The sequence below is a fragment of the Candidatus Poriferisocius sp. genome (genome assembly GCF_965208355.1).
GTDB lineage: Bacteria > Actinomycetota > Acidimicrobiia > Acidimicrobiales > Bin134 > Poriferisocius.
The window spans coordinates 2,352,545-2,374,593 of sequence record NZ_CBDBOM010000003.1 but is presented as its reverse complement, the minus strand read 5'-3'; the positions used below and the strand labels follow the sequence as shown (position 1 = coordinate 2,374,593).

The window sequence follows — 22,049 nt, the reverse complement described above, 5'->3', positions numbered from 1 at the left end:
GTAACCGGGCCAGCGGCCCGGCGCCTACTCGAAGGTGACGGTTCCGGCGTCGAGCACCACCCGGTCGCCCACCCGGGTCTGGAACCGGGCCGATCCGCCGCCCTCGTCCCAGATGTGTACGTCGAGGGTCTCGCCCGGCAGCACCGGCGAGGAGAACCGGCCGTTCATCGACTTGAAACGAGCCGGATCGCTGTCGCACAGGGTGTGCAGCAGGGCCCGACCGGTGAAGCCATAGGTGCACAAGCCGTGCAAGATGGGGGTGTCGAATCCGCCGGCAGCGGCGAACGACGGATCGGAGTGAAGCGGGTTGCGGTCGCCGTTGAGCCGATAGAGCAGGGCCTGGTCGGAGCGGGTGTGGTAGGTGACCACGTGGTCGGCGTCGCGCTCGGGCACCTTCGGCGGGCTGGCCGGACCCCGGTCGCCGCCCCAGCCCCCTTCGCCCCGGATGAACAGCGAGGTGACGTTGGTGAACAGCGGCTTACCGTCGGCGGTGTCGGTGGCCTCGCTCTCCAACACCACCAGGGCGGCCTTGCCCTTGTCGTAGATGCCGGAGACGCGGCTCACCGAGCTGACCGTGGCCTCCACCGGCAGCGGCTTGTGGAGGGTAAACCCCTGCTCGCCATGCACCAGCAGCGCCGGGTTGTAGGTGCCGATCTTGGCCAACGGGCTGTTGGCGCCGCCCAAGCCGCTGCCCAGGACCACGCACATGGTGGGCAGGGCCCTCTGCTCCACGTCGTTGGTGTTCTCGGTGGTGAACTCCAGTTCGAACCCGGTGGGGTCGGACATCCCGGCGCCAACGCCCAAGGAATAGAGGAGGGCATCTTTCGACTTCCAGCTCGAGGTGCTCGGTTCGCTCTCGGCTCCGACGGCAGTTGGGTCGAGGGGCATGGGGGCTCCTAACGGGGTTGGGGTTCTTGGGCGCCTGGTTGCGCCGTGACGGTGCTCAAAACATACCGTTGGCGTCGTGGCCCATATCAATCAGCCAGGCGGCCCGTTCCAGGCCATCGACCATCCGGCGGTGGCCGGCCGGGAGCGGGAGCTGCGGGCGCTGGCCGACGCGGTTCGACGGCTGGTGGCCGCCACCGTCACCAACACCGCCTCGCCCGCCGACACCGCCGCGCTGGCCGACGAGGCCAACGCTCTGGCCGACCGCATCGAGGCCCATGTGCCTGCCGACCCTCCGCCCCGATACGGCCCCGGCGGACATGAAATGGAAGGCCCGCCCATAACCCACAAGCGGGCGCCGTTCGACTATGTGACCGGCATCTGCAATCCCGCGGCGTTACCGGTGGAAATGACGGTTCACATGGACACCGACCCCCCCAAGACCCGGGGCCGGGCGGTATTCACCACCGTGTATGAGGGACCCCCCGGTTGCGTCCACGGGGCGGCGATCGCCGCGGCGTTCGACATGGTGTTTACCAGCGCCTGCTCCACCCGAGATGCCAGTGGCCCCACCATGATGCTTTCGGTGCGCTATCGGCGTCCCACGCTGCTCAATGTGGAGACCGTGTTCGAGGGGTGGGTGGAGTCCTTCGACGGCACCATCACCGAGGTCAAGGGCCACGCGCTGCAAGACGGACAGGTCACCGCGCTGGCCGAGGGGGTGTTCCGCCACCTCGACCGGGAGACGCTGAACCAGCTCGCCCAAGCGCGGGAGCCAAGTGCTGAAGAGGCCGCCGACTAGGACGGCCCGGCGCCGACGGCTCTAGGCCGATGCCCCCACCGGCTTCGACGGGGTGAATTCCGCAGGCAGGTGCTTGATGCCGTGAATAAAGGCCGACGACAGCGGCTCCGGCTCGCCGGTGGCGCGGATGTCTCCGATGCGGGTGAAGAGCTCGTGGAATATCACCTTGATTTGCCTGCGGGCCAGGTGGGCGCCGAGACAGAAATGCGGCCCCGGACCGCCGAAGCCGATATGGGGATTCGGGTCACGCAGCACGTTGAACGTTTGCGGGTCGTTGAACACCGAGGTGTCCCGGTTGGCGCAGATGTAGCTCATTGCCACCATGTCACCCTCGTCGATCTTCTGGCCCTCCAGTTCCGTGTCGCACAGAGCGGTGCGGCGCATGTAGGTAACCGGGCTGGCGAACCTTACAATCTCCTCCACCGCGCTGGCGGCCACGCCCTCGAAGTCGTCGGTCCAGATCTTGCGCTGGTCGGGATGGTCGGTGAGGTACACCAGCCCCCAGCTCGTGGAGTTCCGGGTGGTCTCGTTGCCAGCCACCACGAGCAAGACGAAGAAACTGGCCAACTCGGCCCGCGTGAGCCTCTCTCCGTCGACTTCGGCATTGACGAGAACGCTGGTCAGATCTCCGGTGTCGACTCCCACCTTCGATTCGGCCACCTCATCCATCAGGTTGGACAGAGCTTCGCCGGCCATGAGGATGGCGGTGACGAAGTCGCCGAACTCGGGCACGTACTCGTCGTCGGCCGCCCCCAAGATCACGTTCGTCTGGTCGAAAACGAAGTCATGCTCGGAGGCGGGGATCCCCATGAGATCGCACACGATCCGCAGCGGCAGCCGGGCCGCCACGTCGGTGACGAAGTCGCACTCGCCCCGCTCGCACACTTCGTCCACGATCAACCTGGCCTGGTCGATTATCGAGCTTTCTAGCCGGTCGAGCATACGGGGGGTGAAGCCGGCTGACACGATCTTTCTCAGCCGGGCGTGGCGGGGGTCGTCCATGGCGATGATGGAGTTGAAGTACTCGTTGAACTCCGGCGGGAAGTCGTTGATTGTAACCCCGGACGACGAGGAGAAAACCTGCGGGTTGCGGGACATCTCGAGGATCGAGGCGTGCCGGGTGACGTACCAGGCACCGGGCGTCCGCACACTTTCGAGGTCGCCGGTGAATTCGAATCCTGGATAGAAGGTAAGAGGCCGAGCGCACACCTGCTTCAGGTCCTCTTCCACCAACCGGCGGTCCCGCCTCCAGAAGGCGTTGTGGAGCGGGTTGTGGGGGTCGGCCTCAGTCGCGGGCGGCGGCTTGGTGAAGGTGCCGCTTGCGGCTTCCGATTCGGTTGGCACGGCAGTCATAGAAGCAACCTCTGTTCGGCTATCTCTCAATAACGTGATGTAACCCTGACTGTAGTGGCCAACCGAGCGCGGTATTCGTCTAGGCCGCAGTCGACTACCGGCTTCCCACCGGGGTACGCCAGCTGAAGGGATCGGAGGCGGCCCCGGTTTGGGCGTCGGTAAGGGCTTGGCGCAGGCGCAAGGTGTTGGGTCCTGGTTGGCCGGTTCCGATGGTGATGGTCTTGCCCGAGTAGATGACGGTGCCCACCGGGGCGACGCCGGCGGCCGTGCCTGACAAGAAGGCCTCGCCCCGCTCAGCCCAGTCAACGAGCTCCTCGGGGTCGATGGCCCGTTCCTCCACGTCGTAGCCAAGGTGGCGGGCAAGCTGGATCACCGAGTCCCGGGTCACGCCGTGTAGGAATGAATCGTCGAGGTGCCGGGTGACGATGCGCTCGTCGTCGGCCAGGAAGAAGTTCGAGGCCCCGGTCTCGGTGATGTCGCCACCGGTGGCGAACAGCACCTGGTCGATGGCCTCATTGGCGGCCATCGCGTCGAGCGTGGCCCCTAGGGCCATGGCGTAGTTGGCGCTGCACTTCACCATGCCGAACTGGGGCACAGTGCGCGGGGTAGCAGACTCCACTTGCAGTGTGAGGGGTCGGATGCCCCCCTTGAAGTAGTCGCCCACCGGCGAGTTGACCACGAACAGCAGTGCAGAGGGAGCGGGATGGGCCGCCGCGCCGATGTCAGCCCCGGTGCCCACCAGCGTCGGGCGCAGGTAGAGCGAACCGGGCGGGTCGGGGACCTCGTCGGCGTTGGCCTCGACCGCGTCGATGATCATTTGGCGCAGGAGGGCGGGGTCGACCTCGGGCAGCCGCAGGCAGGCCGCGCTGGTGACCATGCGGGCGACATGGGTGTCCAGCCGGAAGATGGCCACCGACCCGTCGATTTGGCGATGGGCCTTCAATCCCTCGAAAACGGAGCTTCCGTAGTGCAACACGTGTGCGGCCGGGCTGAAACTCAAGTCGCCGAACGGCTCGGGCGAGCCGCGGTATGCAAAGGGACCGCCGTCGGACCGGGCCGTCGTCATCCAGTCGCAGAAAACGGTCCCGAATGGGACGGTGAGGGGGTCGGGCTTGGCGGTCATACAGACTCTCCTTCGGGCAGGAGGATGGTATAGCCCGACCGTCCCGAAGTTTGACGAATAATCCCAAATCAGTGAGCGCCGCGAATGCAACGGTTTGGGTTGTACTGCACAATCGAAGGATGCACCGGCGGGAAATTGCGTGAATAGGTCATAATTTTGACCTATACTCGCCTCGATGGCAGACACGATCCCGTTTTCCGAGGTCAAAGCTCATCTATCTGAGTTGGCCGACCGGGTGGAATCCCAGCACGACCGCATCTTGGTAACCCGCAACGGCCGGCCCTCTTTCGTCCTCATGAGTCCCGACGAACTCGAGTCCCTAGAGGAGACTCTGGATATCTTGAGCGACACCGAACTGGTCGAGTCGCTCCGCGAGTCGCTTCAAGAAGTGGCTGAGGGAAAACTCCTGCCATTGCGCGATCACATCTGAAGCGGCCCCGTGTACGAGGTCAAGATCACGCCCTCGGGCCTGCGGCATCTTGACCGCTTGCCCAGCAAGGTTCGAGATGCCGCCCTCGCCACCATCTTCGGCTCGATGGCTGAGAATCCCCAGAGGGTTGGCAAACCGCTGATGGACGAACTTGAGGGCCTACGATCCGCCCGCCGCGGCGACTACCGCATCGTCTACGAAATCCTGCAAGACGAGATGGTGGTGGTGATCCACCGAGTTCAACACCGCCGATACGTATACCGCCCGCACTAACCGATGCCGAGCAGCATCTTGGTCACCCGGGCGGTGCCGGGTCAGTGATGTCGGGTAGGTCTATTTCACAGCCGAGGGCTTGGGCGACGGTCTCGAGACGGTCACGCTGGGCTTGGGTCACCACTCGGTCGGCCACGATCATGTCTTTGACTGACTGGGTGTAGGCGGCGTGCAGGCGCTGGCGTTGAGCCAAGGAGATCCCGAGGTCGCGGGCGGCCTCGTCCAAGAACCGCTGCTCGGCGCTGCCGATCTCCAAGTTGTCGAGCATGCGGTCCAGACAGTCCAAATACACCGCTGATTCGTCTTGGTGTTCGCGGGGCCAGCTCACCTGGTCGCCGATGGTCCACAGCCCGCCCGAGCGGACCGTGTCGGTATCCCTGCGCTTGGTCGGGGCTCCCGGCGGGCCGATGCCGATGCTCAAGGCGACATAGGCGGGCTCGACCGGCCGGGAGTCCTCGGCTAGCCGCCGGTATAGCTCAGCTGCGATGCGGGCGTGTTGCAGAGCACCGCGATCGCCGCCAGCTGCGATGCCGTGCGTTTGCGCCGCGGCCGTGAGGGAAGTCCCGCACAGTTCGAACGTACAAACCCCGGACCCGGGGTCCACATAGGCCCCCAACCGGTCAAACTCCCGGACAAGCACCCCCATACATACCGACAGGTTGTGGGCCACCGGGACCGCCCCGTCCAAGCGAGCGGCGACATCGCCGGATACTGAACTGAAAGCAGGGGCGCCTTCCAGCAATGACGGGGTGATCCCGTGCAGGCTCTCAGGGCCGGGGCCGCTCTCGGGATTCACCAGAGTGTCCCACTCTTCGAGGACCTGGCCTTCAGGCGATATAGATACGCAGGCAATCTCCACTAAGTGGCCGTCGCCGCCGAATCCCGTCGTCTCATAGCCCAGCACAACCCGATTCGATGTCAAGTCGGCCATTACACCCCCTGTCGCAGTATAGAACCGCACTCACCCGGCCCGGCGCGAGGCCGAGCTGCGAAAGCTACGGATTTGGGCGCACTGCCAAATTGAGGGATTTGTCGGCTTAACCCTCTGGGAGACTGGGAGCTGTGGCTGTTCCGTCAACCGCGATTGCCGGGGAGCGGGTGCTCTTGCGACCGTTTCGAGTTGAGGACGCGGCTGACGTCGCTGAGTCGTGCCAGGACCCGGAGATTCCCCGATTCACGATGATGCCGGAAGCCATGTCTGAGGCGCAGGCTCGCGAGTGGATAGAGCGACGGCTGGCTCAGAGGGAGCAGGGAATATTCGCATTCGCGATCACTCTGCCTCCATCGGATCGCTGCATCGGTCAGATTGGCATCTTTCTGGAACCCCAGTTCCGGCGGGGGGAGGCATTTTATTGGCTCAACCGACGGCATAGGGGCCAAGGAATCACCTCCGAAGCCCTCAACCTGATTACCGACTGGGCGTTCTCCGAGCATGGCATGGCCCGGGTTCATCTGGTGACCCATGTCGACAATCCGGGGTCCCAACGGGTGGCCGAACGTTGCGGCTTTCAGCGTGAAGGCGTGCTGCGGGCTTGGCAGAAGATGAAGGACGACCAACCCGACGTCGTGATGTGGAGCCGACTGCCGGGGAATTGACCGCCAGAAAATGGCACTTGGGCCTGCCCCGTTAGCCTTGTGGTGTGGGTGGTGGCTCTGGTGAAGGGGAGATGGTCGCCGGGAAGGTGACCGAATTCATCCGGGTCGGCGACGAGGTGCTTCGGCCAGCCACTGCCAACTCCGAGTCGATGAGGCAGCTTCTCGCGTATTTGGAAGAGTGCGGCTTTCAAGGTGCTCCCCAGGTGGTCGGCTCTGAGCCTGATGGCGCAGTGAGGCTGACGTGGATTGAGGGGTGGGTGCCAGACGAAGCCGAGGCGTGGAAGCTCGATGCTGAGGCTCTGGAGTCGGTGGGCCTGTTACTGCGCGAGTATCACGACACCGTGAGGGGTTTTGCTCCAACGGCTGGCTTCGAAGAGGGCCCCCAGGCTGTCGCCGAGGGTGACATCGTCTGCCACGGCGACATCGCCCCCCGCAACACCGTCTTCGGGGACGGGCGGGCCGTGGCGTTCATCGATTGGGACGGAATCTGGATCGCCCCGGCGATATGGGACCTCGGCCATGCCCTGTGGCAGTTTGCCCCCATCTGCGGTGACGACGACCCCTGGCTCCAAAATTGGCCGGCTCCGCCCGACCGGAGCACTCGCATCACCGCCCTCGTGCGCGGCTACCGCCCAGCCCCCTCTGAGGCCCAGCAGCTATCCGAGATGATCTGCGAGGTCATCGCCGGGTGCCACAGCAGCATGGCCCGCAAATCCGGCTCCGGAATCCCCGCCTTCATCCGTTTGGAACGTGAGGGCACCCTCGACGTCCTCTCCCGCCAACTCCAAGCCGCTCAACAACTCCGCCCCCTCATCCAAGAGGCCGTATTCGCTGGCTGTCTAGACCAGGGTTGAGAGGTTTTGGTCGGGCGCGGCGCCGGGGTTGACCTTGGAGCCGGGGGTCCAGGCGACGGGCAGGTGTTTGACGCCGCCGATGAAGTTGGAGCGCAGCCACTCGGGCTCGCCCACGCGGTGGATGTCGGGCATGCGCTCGATGATCTCCTGGAAGATGAGGCGCAGCTCCATCTTGGCCAGGTTGGCACCCAGGCAATAGTGGGCCCCGCCGCCTCCGAAGGCGATCTGCTCGTTGGGGGTGCGGTTCACGTCGAAGGTGAACGGGTCTTCGAACACCTCTTCGTCCCGGTTGGCCGAAATGTGCCAGATGACGATCTTGTCGCCTTCGTCGATGTGCTGGTCCCTGATCTCGGTGTCCTCGGTTGCGGTGCGGCGGAAGTGCAGCACCGGGGTGGACCACCGCAAGAGCTCGTCGATGTGGGTGTCGGTCACCCCGTCGGGGGAGTCCTTCATGATCTCGAACTGCTCGGGATGGTCCATCAGCGCCAGCATTCCTTGGGCGGTGGCGTTGCGGGTGGTCTCGTTGCCGGCCACGGTGAGCAGCAGCATGAACATGTCGAACTCCAGCTCGCTCAGCCGGTCGCCGTCGATCTCGGCATTGATGAGCTTGGTGACGATGTCGTCGCGGGGGTTTTCCGCCCGGTCCTTGGCCAGCTGATTGGTGTAGGCGTAAAGCTCGGCACCAGCCGCCACGCCGTCTTCGGCGCCGCCGGCGTACTCGGGATCGTCGACGCCGATCAAGCGGTTGGACCAGTCGAACAGCATCATGCGGTCTTCCTGGGGCACGCCCATGATTTCGGCGATGGCCTGGAGCGGGAGCTCAGAGGCCAGATCCACCACGAAGTCGGCCTCGCCTTTTTCGATCACGTTGTCGACAATGAGGATGGCCCGGTGCCGCAGGTATTGCTCGATCAGGCCGATCATGCGGGGGGTGAAGCCTTTGTTCACCAGCCGCCGGTAGCGGGTGTGCTTGGGGGGATCGGTGGTGAGCATCATCACGCCCCGGGAGTCGGGCCCGCCGTTTTCTCTGGTGCCCGGGTCGGGAATCGAAGTGCCGCCAATCTCAGAGGAGAAGCGCTCGGTGTCGCGGTTCACCTCCACCAGATCGTCGTGTTTGACCACGTTCCAAAACGCCGGTCCGTTGGGATCCTGGTGCAAGAAGACGGGGGCTTGTTCGCGCAGCACCCTGAACATCTCATGGTGCTCTTGTCGCACGAATCGGTCGGGGTCTAGCAGGTTGACTTCGGTGAGCTTCACGACGGCCGTCCTTTGCTGCAATCGTTTGGCGACTGTCGGCCAGTGTACGGGAACTTCTGATGCGACAAGATACCGGGGTGCGGACTGACCGGAAACCAGTGAGCCAGCGATGACGGCGGGGAACAACGGCGGGAGTGCGAGCAACGGCATCCACACGCAGGCCTCGATCCTGGACGGCATCCGGGTGGTGGACTTCTCGACCGGCGTGCCCGGCCCCTATGTCACCAAGCTGCTGGCTGACGCCGGGGCTGATGTGATCAAGGTGGAGGGCCCGGAGGGCGACCCGGTGCGCCGCTGGTCGGCCACCCGGGCCGAATTCGAGGGCGACAGCGCGCTGTTCCAACTGTTGAACGCCTCCAAACGGGGCATTGTCGGTGCGCCCGGCGACCCCGAAATCGAGGAGCTGGTGGCTACCGCCGATGCGGTGGTGGAGTCGTTCCCCGCCGGATCGGGCCTGGGCAAAGCCTGGGCCGAGCGCCATCCCCATCTGGTGGTGTTATCGGTGACTCCTTATGGCCAAGACGGGCCGCTGGTTTCCCACCCGTCCACCGAATACACCGTGCAGGCCCAGTGCGGGGCCATCGCCTGTCGGGGAAGGCCCGACCAGCCCCCGATCCACGCCGGAGGAGGTATCGCCGAGTGGACCGCGGGGGCCTACGCCGGGCCTGCGATCCTGTCGGCGCTATTGCGGGCCCGGCGCACCGGCCGCGGCGAGCACATCGACCTGGCGGTGGCCGACGTGATGGGCATCGCCGCCACCACGTTCAGCGATCTGGCCAATTCCATGCGAGGCGGCGGTTCTGACTTCGACCGGGTGGCCCGGTCGGTGGAGGCACCCTCCATCGAGCCCGCCCTCGACGGCTGGGTGGGGTTCAACACCAACACTGCCCTGCAATACCAGGGCTTCGTGCTGATGATCGAGCGCCCCGACCTGATCGACACCGAGTGGAGCCAAATCGGGGAGCGGGCCGGCCGCTTGGACGAGTGGAATGCCATGGTCCATCCGTGGACCTCCCGCCACACCGTGGCCGAGATCATCAAGGCCGCCTCCGATCTGCGGGTGCCGGTGGCCGAAGTGAACGACGGGCGCAGCGTGCTCGACAACGAGCAGTTCGCGGCCAGAGGGGTGTTCGTGCGCAACCCCGGTGGGTTCCTCCAGCCCCGGTCGCCCTACTTGATGGACGGCGGCGGCGAGCGCAGGCCCGCCACGCCTGCTCCAAGATTGGGCGAGCACACCGGCACAATCGAAGCCCGCCCCCGGCCGGAGCCGTCGGCTGCTGACGGCTCCCACGATCTGCCCTTGGCCGGGGTAAAGGTGTTGGACCTCACCAGTTGGTGGGCCGGGCCGTCGGCCACCGGCACGCTAGCCATGCTGGGCGCCGATGTGATCCACATCGAGTCCACCGGCTACCCCGACGGCATGCGAATGACCGGGTTCATGTTCGGCACCGAGGACTGGTGGGAGTGGAGCTCGATGTTCGTGGCCATCAACCCCAACAAGCGGGACCTGACGTTGGACTTGGACACCGAGGCGGGCATGGACCTTTTGTGGCGGCTCATCGAGGAAGCTGATGTGATAATCGAGAACTTCTCCCCCCGGGTGGTGGAGAAGTGGGGCCTGAGCTGGGAGGCCGTCTCGGCCCGCAACCCGAGGGCAGTGTTCACCCGGATGCCCGCGTTCGGCCTGAGCGGGCCGTGGCGGGATCGGGTGGGGTTTGCCCAGACCATGGAGCAGCTCACCGGCATGGCCTGGGTCACCGGCCATCTCTACGACCAGCCCCGCATTATGCGAGGCCCATGCGACCCCATCGCCGGGATGCACGGCGCCTACGCCGCGATATTGGGCTTGGCCGTGCGGGAGCGCACCGGCCAGGGAGTGTTCGTGGAGTCCACCATGGTGGAGGCCGCCCTCAACTGCTCGGCTGAGCAGATCGTGGAGTACACCGCCTATGGCAACGTGATGGAGCGGGCCGGCAACCGGAGTCCTTACGCCGCCCCCCAGGGGCTCTACCCCTGCCGGGGCCATGAGCAGTGGCTGGCGCTGGCTGTGGCCACCGATGAGCAGTGGCAGGCGCTGGTGGAGGTGCTCGGGTCGCCGGATTGGGCCAACCGGCCGGAGTACGCCACCGACGCCGGTCGTCGGGAGAGCCACGACGCCATAGACGAGGGGCTGTACGCCTGGGCCGCCGAGCAGGACCTCGACGATGCCGTGGCCCGGCTGGTGGACGCTGGCGTTCCTGCCGCCCCGGCGTGGGATCCCCGTCTCCAGAACGAGAACCCCCAGCACGCCCATCGGGGCCTTTTCGAGATGGTCGAGCACCCCGCGGTGGGAACCCACCCCATGCCGGGGATGCCCTACCGGTTCGCCTCGGTGGACCGCTGGATCACCTCCCCCTCGCCCACCCTGGGCCAGCACAACCACGAGATATTGGCCGAGCTGGGCGTGTCGGCTGACAAGATCGCCGCGCTAGAGGCTGATGGCGTTATCGGCACCCGCCCCAAGGGCCTGTGAGCATCCGCCCGGTGAGAGGATGAAGCCATGAGAGCAGTGCGATGCGTCGACGGTCGGCCCACCACCGTGGAGGTGGCCCCTCCTGAGGGCGACGGAGTGAGGATCAAGATGGCCTCGGCGGGAGTGTGCGGCTCCGATCTGCACATGCTGGAGCTGGGAATGCTCAACACCTTCACCATCGGCCATGAGTTCGCCGGCTGGCTGGAGGACGGCAGCCCGGTGGCCATCGAGCCCATCCACGGCTGCGGCACCTGCGAGATCTGCCTGGCCGGCGACTACAACCGCTGCCCGGTCACCCTGACCGACATCGCCGGCATATCCCGTGACGGGGGAATGGCCGACGAGGTGCTCATGTGGCCCGAGGCCATTGTGCGGTTGCCCGCTGGAGTGGATGCCCGGGATGCCTGCCTAGTGGAGCCGCTGGGCATCGCGGTACACGGCTTCCGCTTGGCCGGGTTGCGGGGCGACATGCGGGTGGCCGTCATCGGTGGCGGCCCGATTGGCCAGACGGCGCTCGGCGTGGCTCGCCTGGCCGGATGCGAGGTGGCCATCTCTGCTCGCCACGACGCCCAAAAGGAGGCCGCCGAGCGCCTGGGGTCGGCCCCGCTCACCGATGAGCCCTACGACATCGTGGTAGAGGCTGCTGGTACCGCCTCGGCTCTGGCCGATGCGGCCAAGAAGTGCCGCCCCGGCGGAAAAATCGTCATCCTCGGGTCCTACTGGGACCCAGTTGAGATGCCCGGCATAGAGCTGAGCATGAAGGAGATCACCGTGGTGCCCTCCTCCATGTACGGCCGCTCCGGCCCCACCCGAGACATGGACGTGGCCGCTGCCGCCCTGGCCCAACTCCCAGAGCTCCCCGACGCAGTCATCACCCACCGCTTTCCCCTCGACGCCCCCGCCGAGGCCTTCGCCGCCGCCGCCGACCGCGCCGCCGGCGCCATCAAAGTCGTCCTAGAGCCCTAGCGATGTCGGGCGGGGGGATGACAGGAGAAGAAGTAGTGGCGATGCTGGGGTTGGCGCCGCTGCCGGAGGAAGGGGGGATGTGGCGTGAGGTTTGGCGGGATAAGCAGAGCACCGCCATCTACTTCTTGCTCCAGCCGGGGGACTTCTCGGCCATGCATCGGCTGGATGGGCCGGAGCTGTGGCATCACTATGCGGGGGCGGCGGTGGAGATGCTGCTGCTCAGCCCCGATGGCTCGGTGGAGCAGCCGGTACTGGGTGATGACTTGGCGGCGGGGGAGCGGCCTTGTGTTGTGGTGCCAGCTCATACCTGGATGGGGGCTTCGACTAGGGGCGAGTGGTCGCTGATGGGGACAACCATGGCGCCGCCGTATCACCACGATGGGTTCGAGCTGGGCGACGGCGACGAACTCACTAGCCAGTACCCGTCGGCGGCCGCGGAGATTGCCGGGTTGGTGAGGCCGTGACGGCATCGCCCGCTGAGCTGCTTGATCTCACCGGCAAGGTGGTGGTGGTCACTGGCGCGGGCGGAGGGATCGGTGCGGGCATCGGACGGCGCATGGCGGCGGCCGGGGCCTCGGTGGTGGCCCACACGCGGTCGTCGCCGATAGATCAGATCGGGGGACAGGTCACCGAAGTGTGGGCCGACCTCACTGCCGAAGACGGACCGGCTGCGGTGATGGAGGCAGCCAACAAGCATCACGGCCGTATCGACGCCCTGGTCAACAACGCCGGCATCCAGCCGGTGGCCCCGTTCACCGATCTCGACGACCAGCAGTGGGCCGAGATGATCGACACCAACCTGACCGCGGTACACCGGCTGACCCAGGCGGCGGCATCGGCCATGGCGGACCAGGGGACCGGCGGGTCGATTGTCCACATCGCCTCCATCGAGGCCCGCCACCCCACTCCAGTCCACGGCCACTACGCCACCTCCAAGGCCGGGCTGGTGATGCACGCCAAGGCGGCGGCGCTGGCGTGGGGGCCACATGGCATCAGGGTCAACTCGGTGTCTCCGGGGCTGATCGACCGCCCGGGTTTGGCCGACGACTGGCCCGAGGGGGTGCAGCGCTGGATGGCCGCCGTTCCGCTCGGGCGGATGGGAGCCCCCGAAGACGTCGGGGACGCCTGCGTGTTCTTGTGCTCCGACCTAGCCCGATGGATCACCGGCGCCGATCTGGTGGTGGACGGCGGCATCCTCACCAATCCCACTTGGTGACCGGCGAGGACCAGATGTCAAGGACCATTGGGCTGGCGGGCACCGGGGTCATCGGCTCGGGGTGGGCGGTGCGGGTGCTGGCCCGGGGGTACAACGTGGTGGCCTGGGATCCGGCCGACGGTGCCGAGGACCGGCTGCGGCAAGCAATTGAACGAGCCTGGCCGGCGGCCACAGAACTGGGCCTGTTTCCGGGGGCCGATCCCGGCCGGGTGCAGTGGGCCGAATCTCCCGAGGAGGTGGCGGCATCGGCCGACTGGGTGCAGGAGAGCGCCCCTGAAGACGAAGAGCTCAAGCGATCCCTGCTGCGCCGCTTGGATGCTGCTGCCCCGCCCCACACGGTGATCGCCAGCAGCTCGTCGGGGCTCTTGCCCACCCGCTTGGCCGAGGGTTGCGCCCACCCCGAACGGCTGCTCATCGGCCACCCGTTCAACCCGGTTTATCTGCTGCCTCTGGTGGAGGTGGTGGCCGGTCAGGCCACGGGTCCCGTCGCGGTGGCTGCCGCAGTGGAGCACTACGACGACTTGGTCATGCACCCCCTCATCGTGCGAAACGAGATCGAGGGCTACCTCTCCGACCGCCTCCAAGAGGCGCTGTGGCGCGAGGTGCTGCACCTAGTGAACGACGGGGTGGCCACCACCGCCGAGCTGGACGACGCCGTGGTGTACGGTCCCGGCCTTCGCTGGGCGGCCATGGGCACCAATCTGACCTTCCATCTGGCCGGGGGCGACGGCGGGATGCGCCACATGCTGAGCCAGTTCGGCCCAGCGCTGGATCTGCCCTGGACCCACATGGAGGCCCCCGAGCTCACCGAGGAGCTCATTGAGGCCATGGCCTCGGGCACCGAGGCCCAGGCGGCCGGGCGCACGGTGGCTGAGTTGGAGCGCCAGCGCGACCAAAGCCTGCTGGGAGTGATGCGAGCGCTGAGCGAAACCGGAATCGGTGCCGGCCGATTGATCACCGAAAGAGATGCCCGCATCCAGCGGGCCCGCGGAACAGCCAGCCACGACTAGTTCCCGATAGCGGCCTTCTCCCGGAGGCGATATTCGGGCACCAGCACGGCCAAGATCACAGCCATTGCCGTCACCGGGATGCCCCACCAATAGACGTCGGCAATGGCGCTGGCGAAAGACTCCACGATGCCATTGCGCACCGCCGCCGACTCGATGGCGTGAATTTGAGTGGGCACCGCGATGAGGGTCTCGATGTCGAGTTGATCACCACCGGGCACCAGCCGGGGGAGATAGTGGTCGAGCCTGGCGGTGAACATGACCCCCATCACCGCGGACCCGAAAGTCTGACCCAGGGAGCGGAAGAAATTGGACGCCGACGTGGCCGCCCCCAGGTCGTCATGGGGAACGATGTTCTGGACCGCCACCAACAGCACCTGCATGATGGCCCCCACACCGCAGCCCATCGTGAACAGAAAGGCCATGGCCGTCAACGTGGACGTCTCGGGGGTCAGGGTGGACATCAGCCACACCCCCAGCGTGAGCACCCCAGTTCCCACGATGGGCACTGCCTTGTAGCGCCCGGTGCGGGTGAGAACCTGCCCGGCGCTTACCGAGGTAACCAACATCCCCAACATCATGGGTATCAGCAGCAGTCCCGACCGGGTGGCGTTGACATCGGTGACCACTTGGAGGAAGAGCGGCCCGAAGATCCCTGCGCTGAGCATGGCCGCACCGGCGATGAATTGGATCGCACAAGAGATGTTGAACAGCCGCAGCCGGAACAGGCGGGGCGGCAAGATGGCCTCGGTTGTCCGCCGCTGCTGGGCAACGAAGAGGACCACACCGCCGGCTCCCACCGCCAGCAGTCCAATCGAAGGGGCCGACGCCCACTCCCAAGAGTCGCCCCCCAGCTCCATGGCCAGGATGATGGCGACCACCCACACCAGCAGCAGTCCCGCACCGGTGTAGTCCACCCGGGCCTCCCGGCGGGTGAAGGCCAACTCGAGATGGGTGACCGACATCACCAGAGAGACCCCGCCGAGCGGCAGCACCATGAAGAAGACCCATCGCCAGTGGGCGTAGTCCACCAGCAGGCCACCGGCCAGCGGTCCCAGGATGGTGGCCAGAGCGAAGATCCCGCCCATGTATCCCTGATACCGACCCCGCTCCCGGGGCGACAGCACATCGGCCAGTATGGCCATAGACAGCGTGAACAGCCCGCCGGCGCCCAGCCCCTGGATGGCCCGGAACACAATCAGCGTGGTCATGCTGCCCGACACCCCGGCCAGCACCGAGCCGGCCATGAAGATCACGATGGCGGCCTGGTATAGGCCTTTGCGGCCCCACAGGTCCGAGAGCTTGCCCCACAGCGGCGTGGTCGAAGTGGAGGCGATGAAATAGGAGGTGAACACCCAGGTGTAGAGGTCCCGCCGACCCAGGTCTCCAATGATGGTGGGCAGCGCGGTGGACACCACGGTCCCCTCTATGGCCGCCATCATCTGGGCCAGCATCAGGGTGAGTATGATGACCAGTACTTGGCGTTTGGGCAGGTTGCCGCTCCCTGCCGGACTACTATCACTTATAGAGATAGATTTATCAAAACTATTCATATAGGATATCGTGACGAGCGCTATTCGAGCGTCTAACTTTTTGTCTGGAAAGCAAGCAAATATCTAAGCGATTGCTGGGAAATTTGGTTGCTGAAGTAATAGCCAAACGGAGAAAGGCCCCCGGACTCGTACGGGAGGCAATGGGTGGAGATGGCAATGGAGCCTCGTCCTTGGTGGATGGAAAATGCGAACTGCAAAGGGAAGAGCGAGCTGTTCTTCCCCCCGGCCGGCGAACGCCCGTCGGCTCGGGAGCGGCGGGAGAATGCAGCCCGTCGCATCTGCGGTGAGTGTGTGGTGATTCGGGCGTGCCGGAGTTGGGCCCGCGACCAGCGCGAGCTCGGTTTCTGGGGCGGCGAGTCGGAGATCGAGCGGGCTGAGGCGGGCTTTGCCCCCTCAACTCCGGTCATCGGTCTGCGGCGCCACCGCACCGAGCGGGAATCGGCCTGAGCCAACCGCACAAACCCGGTGCCGGATGCAACCGGCACCGCCAACGCCCTCATCCCACGACGCGTCGGACAAAGGCCGCAATGGCCTCGGTTCCCTCAATCGCCTCGGGATAGTTGGGGTACATGATCTGGAAGTCGTGGATCATCCCCGGCCATATGCGGAGATCCACTTCGACGCCGGCCGACTCCAGCGCCGCGGCGAATCCGGTGGCATCGTCCAACAGCACTTCGTGGTCGCCGGCGTGCACCAGCATTGGGGGCAGTCCCTCTAGGTCGCCGAAGAGCGGTGAGGCCAACGGGTCTCGGGGGTCTTGGCCGTCCAAATACCAGCTGGCCGCGGTCACCGCGTCGTCGTGGCCGAACATCACATCCAGCTCGTCGCGTTCGGCGTGGCTGGTCGAGGAGTTGGTCAGATCGACCCAGGGCGACAGGCAGACACCGGCGGCGGGAAGCGCCAACCCCTGGTTGCGGGCCCCGAGCATGACGGCGCCCACCAGTCCGCCTCCGGCGGAGTCTCCGATGTAAGCGATACGGGCGGGGTCGATCCCGGTGTCCAGCATCCAGCGGTAGGCGGCCACACAGTCGTCGACGGCAGCGGGGAAGGGGTTCTCCGGGGCCAGTCGGTAGTCGATCATCAGCACCCGGGCCGGGATCAGTGAGGCCAAATGGGATCCGAAGCCCTGATGAGAGATGATCGATCCCACCCGATAGCCCCCGCCGTGGAAGAAAAGCAGCGCCGGCAAGCCGTCGGGATCGCGAGACTCGGGACGAAGCCAAGCGGCGCCGGGCACTCCGGAAATCTCCACGCTCTCTTTGACCACCCCGTCGGCCAGCGGTGTGTTCGCGGCGTTGGCGTCCAGGCGGGCTCGGCGCTCGGCGGGGGTCTCGGAGGGGTCTGGCTTTGGTGCGGACGCCAGCATGGACCGCACCGCTTCGAATTCTGGGCTTGGCATTCCCGGAGACTAACCCTTGCCCTGGTACCCCAAGGGACTCGGAAACCCACTGAGGGTTGCCGGGTTCGGGTTCTTGGCGGGACCGGGGCGGCGGTAGCCTAAGCGGGCGATGACCGGCGACCTCCGAATGCTAACCATCCACGCCCACCCCGATGACGAGGCGTCCAAGGGGTCGGCGACGGTGGCTATGTACGTGGACCAGGGGGTGGCGGCCTCTTTGGTGTGCTGCACCGGCGGGGAGGAGGGCGACATCTTGAATCCGGCCATGGACCGCCCCGAGATCCGGGAGAATCTCAACCAGGTTCGCCGGGAAGAGCTGGTGGAGGCCGCCGACGTGCTCGGCTATCGCAGCGTCCACTGGCTGGGCTATCGCGATTCCGGTATGGCCAAGAGCGATGCCAACGCCGATTCCCGCAGCTTCGCCCAAGCCCCTCTAGAGGAAGCCGTCGGGCGTCTGGTGGCCATCATCCGGACCGAGCGCCCCCATGTGGTGGTGACCTACGGGGAGGACCAGCAGGGCTACCGCCACCCCGACCATCTCCGGGTGGCCGAGATCAGCGGACCGGCATTTGATGCCGCCGCCGACCCCGATGCCTATCCCGATGCCGGGGAGCCGTGGCAGGTGTTGAAGTTGTACTACGTGACCTGGTCGCGGAACCGGATCACCGCTCTGCACGAGAAGTTCGGGGAGCTGGACCTGGAGTCGCCCTATGACGAGCGGTGGTTCAGCCGGCCCTCCAACGACGACATCATCACCACCCGCATCCAGTGCGCCGAGTTCTTCGACCGCCGGTCCAAGGCGCTGCTGGCCCATCGCACCCAGGTCGATCCCGACTCCAAGTTCTGGTTCGGCCTGCCTGATCACCACATGGCCGATGCCTACCCGTGGGAGGACTACGTTCTGGCCCGCACCCTGGTGGACACTGACCTGCCCGAAACCGACCTGTTCGCGGGGATCGCCTAGGCCGATGGAGCGGGCCCGGTACCTCAGCGATGAGTGGTTCGGGTTGAACCTGGAGGCGGCATCGGGGTGGCCGGAGCGGCCGGGGGTGGACTGTTCGGCCAACTTCGAAGTGGGTGGAGCGCCCGATGGGAAGGTCCGCTACCACGCGGTCATCAGCGACGGCCGACTGGCGGAAATGGGCTCGGGCAAGTTGGCCGATGCCGACGTCAACATCGTCTACAAGTACGCAGACGCCCGAGCCGAGATTTCCGGCGGCGACCACCCCGACTTGGCCTACATGACCGGCAGGATGAAGCTGGAGGGGGACTATGCCCGCTGGGTTTTCGGCCTGCGCCCGCTGCTGGACTCAGCCGAGTACGACGACTTCCGGACGGCTCTGGCCGAGCACACTGACTTCTAGCTAAGGCTCAGCCCTGGCGCTGCGCATCGCGTAGGTCGGCGTAGCTCAGCATCCGGGCATCGGAGCGCTCTACCGCGGTGCGCAGCCCCGGGTCGTGAGCCACCAACAGGTACTGCTCCACTCTGCTGAGCCAGCCCGGGTCCATCTCCCGCAGCTCGGGGGTGTCGATGGCCGGGGACACCACCAGCTCGGTCACCCCCGGGGCCAGGTTCTCCAGCGCGTCCTCCAGGGTGCGCCGGGCGGGTCGGCCGCGGATCTGCACCAAGTGGTCGGGGGCCAGCACACCGGCGTCGGCGGCCAATCGGCGAAACGGAAAGCCGGACCGGCGCTCTTGGTCGCCTCCCCCCAGGCGCATGGGCAGCGCCATCTCCACCGCCAGCTCCAAGTACACGTCGAAGAATTCGGGGCGCATCAGCAGAGTGTCCAAGTGCGGGCTCAGATGGGTCAGGTCGCTGCCCCACTGGCTGGCCCGCTCGATTTGGGCCCGGCACTCCCGGTGGACCTCATCAAGGTCGCTGTGCTCCCACGAGTCGGAAGGGGTCCGGGGGAAGCCGCCGTCGCCGTCCAGCAGCGACGGCGCCTGGGTGATCGGACCCCATCGGTAGTTGTCGAACTCGGCGTTGAGGGTGAGGTTGACCCCGACGGGAGTGTGGGCGAAGCGTTCGGCGGCATCCCGGGCCCACGGGCACGGCACCATCAAGCTGGCGGCGGTGGCCACCCCCAGGTCCAGGCAGTCGGCGATACCCGCATTGGCCGCATGGGACTGTCCCAAGTTGTCGCAAGTGATGATCAGGCCCCGGCCGTTGGGGTTACCGCCTAGGCGTTCCAGTAGCTCGCTCACTACCGGAAAGCTACCGCCCCTAACTGGAAAAGACGCTTACTCAAGCACGACGTCGGCGCTGCCGCAGGCGTCCCACAGGCCCAGCCCCTGGTTGCGGGCGTTGGCCGCGGCGGCGTAGAAGGAATCGGCGTGGGTGGTATTCGGCTCGATGACCAGGGCCTCGGCGTACCCATGGGCGGCGATCTCGAGGTTGACGAACAGCCCGTCGCCGGCCCGGTGCACGTAGGCCAAAAGCCGGTCGTAGCGGTCGCGGGCCTCAGCGTCGCGAGTCAACCGAACCTCGGTGCCTTCCGGCACGAGTGACCTTGTAAAGGCGGTGGCCTCCTCCCCAAAGCACTCAGCAGGCAGGAATCCCCCGATTGTCTCGGGGGTGTCGATGCCGATGAGGCGCACTCGCTCGGTACGCCCGACCACCTCCACAACCACAGTGTCGCCGTCGACTACTTCCACCACGGTCGCGGCTGCCCCGACCATCGCCGCGGCTGGCTCAGACGAGTTGCCGGTTGGGTTGGTGGGATTCGCAGCGCAGCCGGCGAGGGCAAGAATCAGCAGCCCACCGACTGCTGCCGTCGCCCTCACGCAGCACGGGGAACGTCGTCGGAGGGTGTTGGCGTCGGCCGGGGTGCGGGGGAGCGGCCCTGCAAGGCCGCTCGGGCCTGAGCCAGACCGCGGCGACCGATCTCTTTGGTGCGCTCATCGATCCGCCAGTCTGGCGGCGCCTCCAATAGCGTGAGCTGTAGCTTCATACCACCAGTATCCCGGTGGGAGTGACAGTTTGGTCGCTGGAGGGGGAATTTCTTGGGAATGCCCCTCTGATATGGGAAATCTGGCCCCTATGAGCCTTGGTGGCCACCCGTCATGCTGCGGTACACCTCCAGCAGTGCTGCCTTCTGCTCGTCGGTGAGGTTGGCGTCGGACCGGATGGTGGACTGGGTGTCGGACACGCCTTCGGTGCTGTCTCCGTTGGCGGCGTCGATGCCCGCGGCCTGGGCCAGCAGAGTCTCAGCCGACAAGTTCAGCGCCTTGGCCAGCGACTTGATCACCCGCACCGATGGCTGGTGCAGGCCCCTCTCCAGTTGGCTGAGGTAGGGGTTGGACACCTCGGCCAGATCAGACAGTTCCCGCAGGGTAAGTTGGGCCAGCTTGCGCTGGCTGCGGAGGTAATTGCCAAAAGCATCGACGGCGGTTTGATCCATGGTTCGGCCTAGCTGTCGTACTCGTAGAATCCCCGGCCGGTCTTGCGGCCCAAGTGTCCGGCAGCCACCATGCGCCGCAACAGCGGGGGCGGGGCGTTGTGGGAGCCCTTGAACTCCTCGTAGAGGACGTCGGCCACCGCCTCGACGGTGTCCAGCCCGATGAGGTCGCACAGCGACAGCGGGCCCATGGGATGGCCGCAGCCGTACATCATTCCGCTGTCGATGTCGGCTGCGCTCACCTTGCCCTGGTCGAACATTCGTATGGCCTCGAGCAGATAGGGGATCAGCAGTCGGTTCACCACGAATCCGGCCCGGTCGCGGCAGCGGATGACCCGCTTACCCAGAACTTCCACTGCGAAGCGGTCGACCCGGTCGATGGTCTCCAAAGAGGTGCCCAGCGAGCGAACCAACTCGACTAGCGGCTGCACCGGGGCCGGATTGAAGAAGTGCATGCCCAGCACCATGTCCGACCGGCTGGTGATGGAGCCCAAAGTAATGACGGGAATCGACGAGGTGTTGGTGGCCAAGATGGCGTTGGGGGCCATCACCTTGTCCATGGCCCGGAATACCGAGAGTTTCTCTTCCAGCGACTCGATGACGGCCTCAATGGCCAGGTCTCGGTCGGCCAGATCGCCCAAGTCGGTGCTGAAGCTGAGCGAGTCCAAAGCCAGCTCTCGGGTGGCGGCGGGCATCTTTTCTCGGGCCACCGCCTTTTCCATCGACTGCTCGATCTTCGTGCGGGCGGCGTCGATGGCCGCCTTGTCCACCTCGACCACCAGGGTGTCCAAGCCAGCCCGGGCACATACTTCGGCGATGCCCGAACCCATGGTGCCACCGCCGATTACTCCGACTCTGTTGATCGGCTCCAGCGGCGACTCGAGATCCTGCGGCGGCTGTGCGCCGGAGGAGTCTTCACCCGTGGTCATGGCTTCCCTCCCGTTCGCCGAGTCTGGCGACCCCTACTTGGCTGTTCAGGATACTACGCAAGCGATAGAAAAATAAAACGGGGCCGGTCAGCGACCGGCCCCGTTTGCAGGAAAGAGCTGAGGGGGGAATCAGCTCTTCTTGGAAATTGGCTGGGCCGGAGCCGCGCCGTTGGCGGTGGCTGCGGCCAGCAAGTTCTGGGCGAACTCCTTCTGGGTGTTGAGCAGTTCCTGGGCGAACCCGAAGCTGACGTTCATCAGCTCCTTGGGATCGGGAAGGGAGTCAAGGCCGGGCACGGAATCAAGCTTCAGGCTCTCGGGGGTGATGCTGCCGACCGTATCGGTAAAGGTGCGGACACCTTCGACGATGGCGGTCTGGCCCATCTTGAGGGCGCTCAGAACCTGTTCTTGCACGGCTTCGGTGATTTCTTTGACGTCGGTCATGTTGCTTACTTTACTTAGCAAAGGCTTGATTGGCAATTCAAGGAAGACTTTTTTC

At 65.8% G+C, this 22,049-nt stretch carries 26 protein-coding genes; 13 read left to right on the top strand and 13 right to left on the bottom strand.

Annotated features, from left to right (window positions below):
- Positions 1 to 24 precede the first annotated feature (24 nt).
- Positions 25 to 888: a MaoC/PaaZ C-terminal domain-containing protein gene (locus tag ACOGXH_RS12430; RefSeq protein ID WP_419929404.1), complete on the bottom strand. Its 864-nt coding sequence runs from the start codon at positions 886 to 888 to the stop codon at positions 25 to 27.
- Positions 889 to 964: 76 nt separating this feature from the next.
- Here ACOGXH_RS12430 and ACOGXH_RS12425 point away from each other — a divergent pair, with 76 nt between their 5' ends.
- The gene (locus tag ACOGXH_RS12425) at positions 965 to 1,687 is read left to right on the top strand and encodes a PaaI family thioesterase (RefSeq protein WP_419929403.1); all 723 of its coding nucleotides are present in this window, start codon (positions 965 to 967) and stop codon (positions 1,685 to 1,687) included.
- Between the two features lie 21 nt (positions 1,688 to 1,708).
- Here ACOGXH_RS12425 and ACOGXH_RS12420 read toward each other — a convergent pair whose 3' ends face one another.
- Together ACOGXH_RS12420 and ilvE are read right to left on the bottom strand one after the other, a co-directional pair.
- A complete protein-coding gene (locus tag ACOGXH_RS12420) occupies positions 1,709 to 3,040 on the bottom strand; it encodes a cytochrome P450 (RefSeq protein ID WP_419929402.1) in 1,332 nt (443 codons plus the stop codon).
- Between the two features lie 94 nt (positions 3,041 to 3,134).
- Positions 3,135 to 4,163, bottom strand: coding sequence for a branched-chain-amino-acid transaminase (gene ilvE, locus ACOGXH_RS12415; protein ID WP_419929401.1), 1,029 nt, complete (start codon positions 4,161 to 4,163; stop codon positions 3,135 to 3,137).
- Positions 4,164 to 4,338: 175 nt separating this feature from the next.
- Between ilvE and ACOGXH_RS12410 the strand changes: the two genes are divergently transcribed.
- Together ACOGXH_RS12410 and ACOGXH_RS12405 are read left to right on the top strand one after the other, a co-directional pair.
- Complete coding sequence (locus ACOGXH_RS12410; RefSeq protein ID WP_419929400.1) at positions 4,339 to 4,593, top strand: type II toxin-antitoxin system Phd/YefM family antitoxin; 255 nt, start codon at positions 4,339 to 4,341, stop codon at positions 4,591 to 4,593.
- A 9-nt stretch (positions 4,594 to 4,602) separates the two neighbouring features.
- Positions 4,603 to 4,866 (top strand): type II toxin-antitoxin system RelE family toxin, encoded by a 264-nt coding sequence (locus ACOGXH_RS12405; RefSeq protein ID WP_419929399.1) that lies wholly within the window; start codon positions 4,603 to 4,605, stop codon positions 4,864 to 4,866.
- Positions 4,867 to 4,888: 22 nt separating this feature from the next.
- Here the strand turns inward: ACOGXH_RS12405 and ACOGXH_RS12400 are convergent, their stop codons facing one another.
- Positions 4,889 to 5,797 (bottom strand): exonuclease domain-containing protein, encoded by a 909-nt coding sequence (locus ACOGXH_RS12400; RefSeq protein WP_419929398.1) that lies wholly within the window; start codon positions 5,795 to 5,797, stop codon positions 4,889 to 4,891.
- 131 nt (positions 5,798 to 5,928) lie between these two features.
- Between ACOGXH_RS12400 and ACOGXH_RS12395 the strand changes: the two genes are divergently transcribed.
- Together ACOGXH_RS12395 and ACOGXH_RS12390 are read left to right on the top strand one after the other, a co-directional pair.
- Positions 5,929 to 6,462, top strand: a complete 534-nt coding sequence (locus tag ACOGXH_RS12395) for a GNAT family N-acetyltransferase (RefSeq protein WP_419929397.1) — start codon at positions 5,929 to 5,931, stop codon at positions 6,460 to 6,462.
- Positions 6,463 to 6,506: 44 nt separating this feature from the next.
- Positions 6,507 to 7,316, top strand: a complete 810-nt coding sequence (locus tag ACOGXH_RS12390; protein WP_419929396.1) for a phosphotransferase — start codon at positions 6,507 to 6,509, stop codon at positions 7,314 to 7,316.
- Here ACOGXH_RS12390 and ACOGXH_RS12385 read toward each other — a convergent pair.
- Positions 7,302 to 8,573: a cytochrome P450 gene (locus tag ACOGXH_RS12385; protein ID WP_419929395.1), complete on the bottom strand. Its 1,272-nt coding sequence runs from the start codon at positions 8,571 to 8,573 to the stop codon at positions 7,302 to 7,304. The two genes, ACOGXH_RS12390 and ACOGXH_RS12385, sit on opposite strands and share 15 nt — an antisense overlap.
- Before the next feature lie 109 nt (positions 8,574 to 8,682).
- Here ACOGXH_RS12385 and ACOGXH_RS12380 point away from each other — a divergent pair, with 109 nt between their 5' ends.
- Genes ACOGXH_RS12380 through ACOGXH_RS12360 form a run of 5 tightly spaced genes read left to right on the top strand, consistent with a single transcriptional unit; the run spans position 8,683 to position 14,277 of the window.
- Positions 8,683 to 11,085, top strand: coding sequence for a CaiB/BaiF CoA transferase family protein (locus ACOGXH_RS12380; protein WP_419929394.1), 2,403 nt, complete (start codon positions 8,683 to 8,685; stop codon positions 11,083 to 11,085).
- A gap of 27 nt (positions 11,086 to 11,112) precedes the next feature.
- Positions 11,113 to 12,051 carry a zinc-dependent alcohol dehydrogenase gene (locus ACOGXH_RS12375; RefSeq protein ID WP_419929393.1) on the top strand — a complete coding sequence of 313 codons (939 nt, stop codon included), beginning with the start codon at positions 11,113 to 11,115 and terminating at the stop codon, positions 12,049 to 12,051.
- Between the two features lie 2 nt (positions 12,052 to 12,053).
- Complete coding sequence (locus tag ACOGXH_RS12370; protein ID WP_419929392.1) at positions 12,054 to 12,515, top strand: cupin domain-containing protein; 462 nt, start codon at positions 12,054 to 12,056, stop codon at positions 12,513 to 12,515.
- Positions 12,512 to 13,267 carry an SDR family NAD(P)-dependent oxidoreductase gene (locus ACOGXH_RS12365; RefSeq protein WP_419929391.1) on the top strand — a complete coding sequence of 252 codons (756 nt, stop codon included), beginning with the start codon at positions 12,512 to 12,514 and terminating at the stop codon, positions 13,265 to 13,267. Before ACOGXH_RS12370 ends, ACOGXH_RS12365 begins: the two co-directional genes overlap by 4 nt.
- A 14-nt stretch (positions 13,268 to 13,281) precedes the next feature.
- Positions 13,282 to 14,277, top strand: a complete 996-nt coding sequence (locus tag ACOGXH_RS12360; protein ID WP_419929390.1) for a 3-hydroxyacyl-CoA dehydrogenase NAD-binding domain-containing protein — start codon at positions 13,282 to 13,284, stop codon at positions 14,275 to 14,277.
- On the opposite strand, the gene ACOGXH_RS12355 is transcribed toward ACOGXH_RS12360, so the two are convergent.
- Positions 14,274 to 15,728, bottom strand: coding sequence for an MDR family MFS transporter (locus ACOGXH_RS12355; RefSeq protein WP_419929389.1), 1,455 nt, complete (start codon positions 15,726 to 15,728; stop codon positions 14,274 to 14,276). The genes ACOGXH_RS12360 and ACOGXH_RS12355 overlap by 4 nt on opposite strands.
- Positions 15,729 to 16,004: 276 nt before the next feature.
- Here ACOGXH_RS12355 and ACOGXH_RS12350 point away from each other — a divergent pair, with 276 nt between their 5' ends.
- A complete protein-coding gene (locus tag ACOGXH_RS12350; protein ID WP_419929388.1) occupies positions 16,005 to 16,274 on the top strand; it encodes a WhiB family transcriptional regulator in 270 nt (89 codons plus the stop codon).
- 49 nt (positions 16,275 to 16,323) lie between these two features.
- Here the strand turns inward: ACOGXH_RS12350 and ACOGXH_RS12345 are convergent, their stop codons facing one another.
- Positions 16,324 to 17,226, bottom strand: coding sequence for an alpha/beta hydrolase (locus tag ACOGXH_RS12345; RefSeq protein ID WP_419929387.1), 903 nt, complete (start codon positions 17,224 to 17,226; stop codon positions 16,324 to 16,326).
- Positions 17,227 to 17,335: 109 nt separating this feature from the next.
- On the opposite strand from ACOGXH_RS12345, the gene mca reads away from it, so the two are divergent.
- Positions 17,336 to 18,190, top strand: a complete 855-nt coding sequence (gene mca, locus ACOGXH_RS12340) for a mycothiol conjugate amidase Mca (protein ID WP_419929386.1) — start codon at positions 17,336 to 17,338, stop codon at positions 18,188 to 18,190.
- Positions 18,191 to 18,194: 4 nt separating this feature from the next.
- Entirely contained in the window at positions 18,195 to 18,590 is a 396-nt protein-coding gene (locus ACOGXH_RS12335; protein WP_419929385.1) for a hypothetical protein, read from the top strand.
- 7 nt (positions 18,591 to 18,597) lie between these two features.
- Here ACOGXH_RS12335 and ACOGXH_RS12330 read toward each other — a convergent pair whose 3' ends face one another.
- The 6 genes from ACOGXH_RS12330 to ACOGXH_RS12305 all read right to left on the bottom strand — a co-directional run bounded on the left by ACOGXH_RS12330 (position 18,598) and on the right by ACOGXH_RS12305 (position 21,994).
- Complete coding sequence (locus ACOGXH_RS12330) at positions 18,598 to 19,431, bottom strand: ChbG/HpnK family deacetylase (RefSeq protein WP_419929384.1); 834 nt, start codon at positions 19,429 to 19,431, stop codon at positions 18,598 to 18,600.
- Between the two features lie 36 nt (positions 19,432 to 19,467).
- Positions 19,468 to 20,010, bottom strand: coding sequence for a thermonuclease family protein (locus ACOGXH_RS12325; protein ID WP_419929383.1), 543 nt, complete (start codon positions 20,008 to 20,010; stop codon positions 19,468 to 19,470).
- Positions 20,007 to 20,177, bottom strand: a complete 171-nt coding sequence (locus ACOGXH_RS12320; protein WP_419929382.1) for a hypothetical protein — start codon at positions 20,175 to 20,177, stop codon at positions 20,007 to 20,009. Before ACOGXH_RS12320 ends, ACOGXH_RS12325 begins: the two co-directional genes overlap by 4 nt.
- Positions 20,178 to 20,264: 87 nt before the next feature.
- The gene (locus ACOGXH_RS12315) at positions 20,265 to 20,627 is read right to left on the bottom strand and encodes a helix-turn-helix domain-containing protein (RefSeq protein ID WP_419929381.1); all 363 of its coding nucleotides are present in this window, start codon (positions 20,625 to 20,627) and stop codon (positions 20,265 to 20,267) included.
- 8 nt (positions 20,628 to 20,635) lie between these two features.
- Positions 20,636 to 21,553, bottom strand: a complete 918-nt coding sequence (locus ACOGXH_RS12310; protein WP_419929380.1) for a 3-hydroxybutyryl-CoA dehydrogenase — start codon at positions 21,551 to 21,553, stop codon at positions 20,636 to 20,638.
- A gap of 129 nt (positions 21,554 to 21,682) precedes the next feature.
- On the bottom strand, positions 21,683 to 21,994 hold the full coding sequence (locus tag ACOGXH_RS12305) for a hypothetical protein (RefSeq protein WP_419929379.1): 312 nt from the start codon (positions 21,992 to 21,994) through the stop codon (positions 21,683 to 21,685).
- Positions 21,995 to 22,049: the final 55 nt, after the last annotated feature.

Bases quoted from the DNA above. Each gene is read 5' to 3' on its own strand.
- ACOGXH_RS12430 (WP_419929404.1), bottom strand. From the start codon at position 888: ATGCCCCTCGACCCAACTGCCGTCGGAGCCGAGAGCGAACCGAGCACC.
- ACOGXH_RS12420 (WP_419929402.1), bottom strand. From the start codon at position 3,040: ATGACTGCCGTGCCAACCGAATCGGAAGCCGCAAGCGGCACCTTCACC.
- ilvE (WP_419929401.1), bottom strand. From the start codon at position 4,163: ATGACCGCCAAGCCCGACCCCCTCACCGTCCCATTCGGGACCGTTTTC.
- ACOGXH_RS12410 (WP_419929400.1), top strand. From the start codon at position 4,339: ATGGCAGACACGATCCCGTTTTCCGAGGTCAAAGCTCATCTATCTGAG.
- ACOGXH_RS12400 (WP_419929398.1), bottom strand. From the start codon at position 5,797: ATGGCCGACTTGACATCGAATCGGGTTGTGCTGGGCTATGAGACGACG.
- ACOGXH_RS12380 (WP_419929394.1), top strand. From the start codon at position 8,683: ATGACGGCGGGGAACAACGGCGGGAGTGCGAGCAACGGCATCCACACG.
- ACOGXH_RS12375 (WP_419929393.1), top strand. From the start codon at position 11,113: ATGAGAGCAGTGCGATGCGTCGACGGTCGGCCCACCACCGTGGAGGTG.
- ACOGXH_RS12370 (WP_419929392.1), top strand. From the start codon at position 12,054: ATGTCGGGCGGGGGGATGACAGGAGAAGAAGTAGTGGCGATGCTGGGG.
- ACOGXH_RS12360 (WP_419929390.1), top strand. From the start codon at position 13,282: ATGTCAAGGACCATTGGGCTGGCGGGCACCGGGGTCATCGGCTCGGGG.
- ACOGXH_RS12355 (WP_419929389.1), bottom strand. From the start codon at position 15,728: ATGCTGGCCCAGATGATGGCGGCCATAGAGGGGACCGTGGTGTCCACC.
- ACOGXH_RS12350 (WP_419929388.1), top strand. From the start codon at position 16,005: ATGGAAAATGCGAACTGCAAAGGGAAGAGCGAGCTGTTCTTCCCCCCG.
- ACOGXH_RS12345 (WP_419929387.1), bottom strand. From the start codon at position 17,226: ATGCCAAGCCCAGAATTCGAAGCGGTGCGGTCCATGCTGGCGTCCGCA.
- mca (WP_419929386.1), top strand. From the start codon at position 17,336: ATGACCGGCGACCTCCGAATGCTAACCATCCACGCCCACCCCGATGAC.
- ACOGXH_RS12335 (WP_419929385.1), top strand. From the start codon at position 18,195: ATGGAGCGGGCCCGGTACCTCAGCGATGAGTGGTTCGGGTTGAACCTG.
- ACOGXH_RS12320 (WP_419929382.1), bottom strand. From the start codon at position 20,177: ATGAAGCTACAGCTCACGCTATTGGAGGCGCCGCCAGACTGGCGGATC.
- ACOGXH_RS12315 (WP_419929381.1), bottom strand. From the start codon at position 20,627: ATGGATCAAACCGCCGTCGATGCTTTTGGCAATTACCTCCGCAGCCAG.
- ACOGXH_RS12310 (WP_419929380.1), bottom strand. From the start codon at position 21,553: ATGACCACGGGTGAAGACTCCTCCGGCGCACAGCCGCCGCAGGATCTC.
- ACOGXH_RS12305 (WP_419929379.1), bottom strand. From the start codon at position 21,994: ATGACCGACGTCAAAGAAATCACCGAAGCCGTGCAAGAACAGGTTCTG.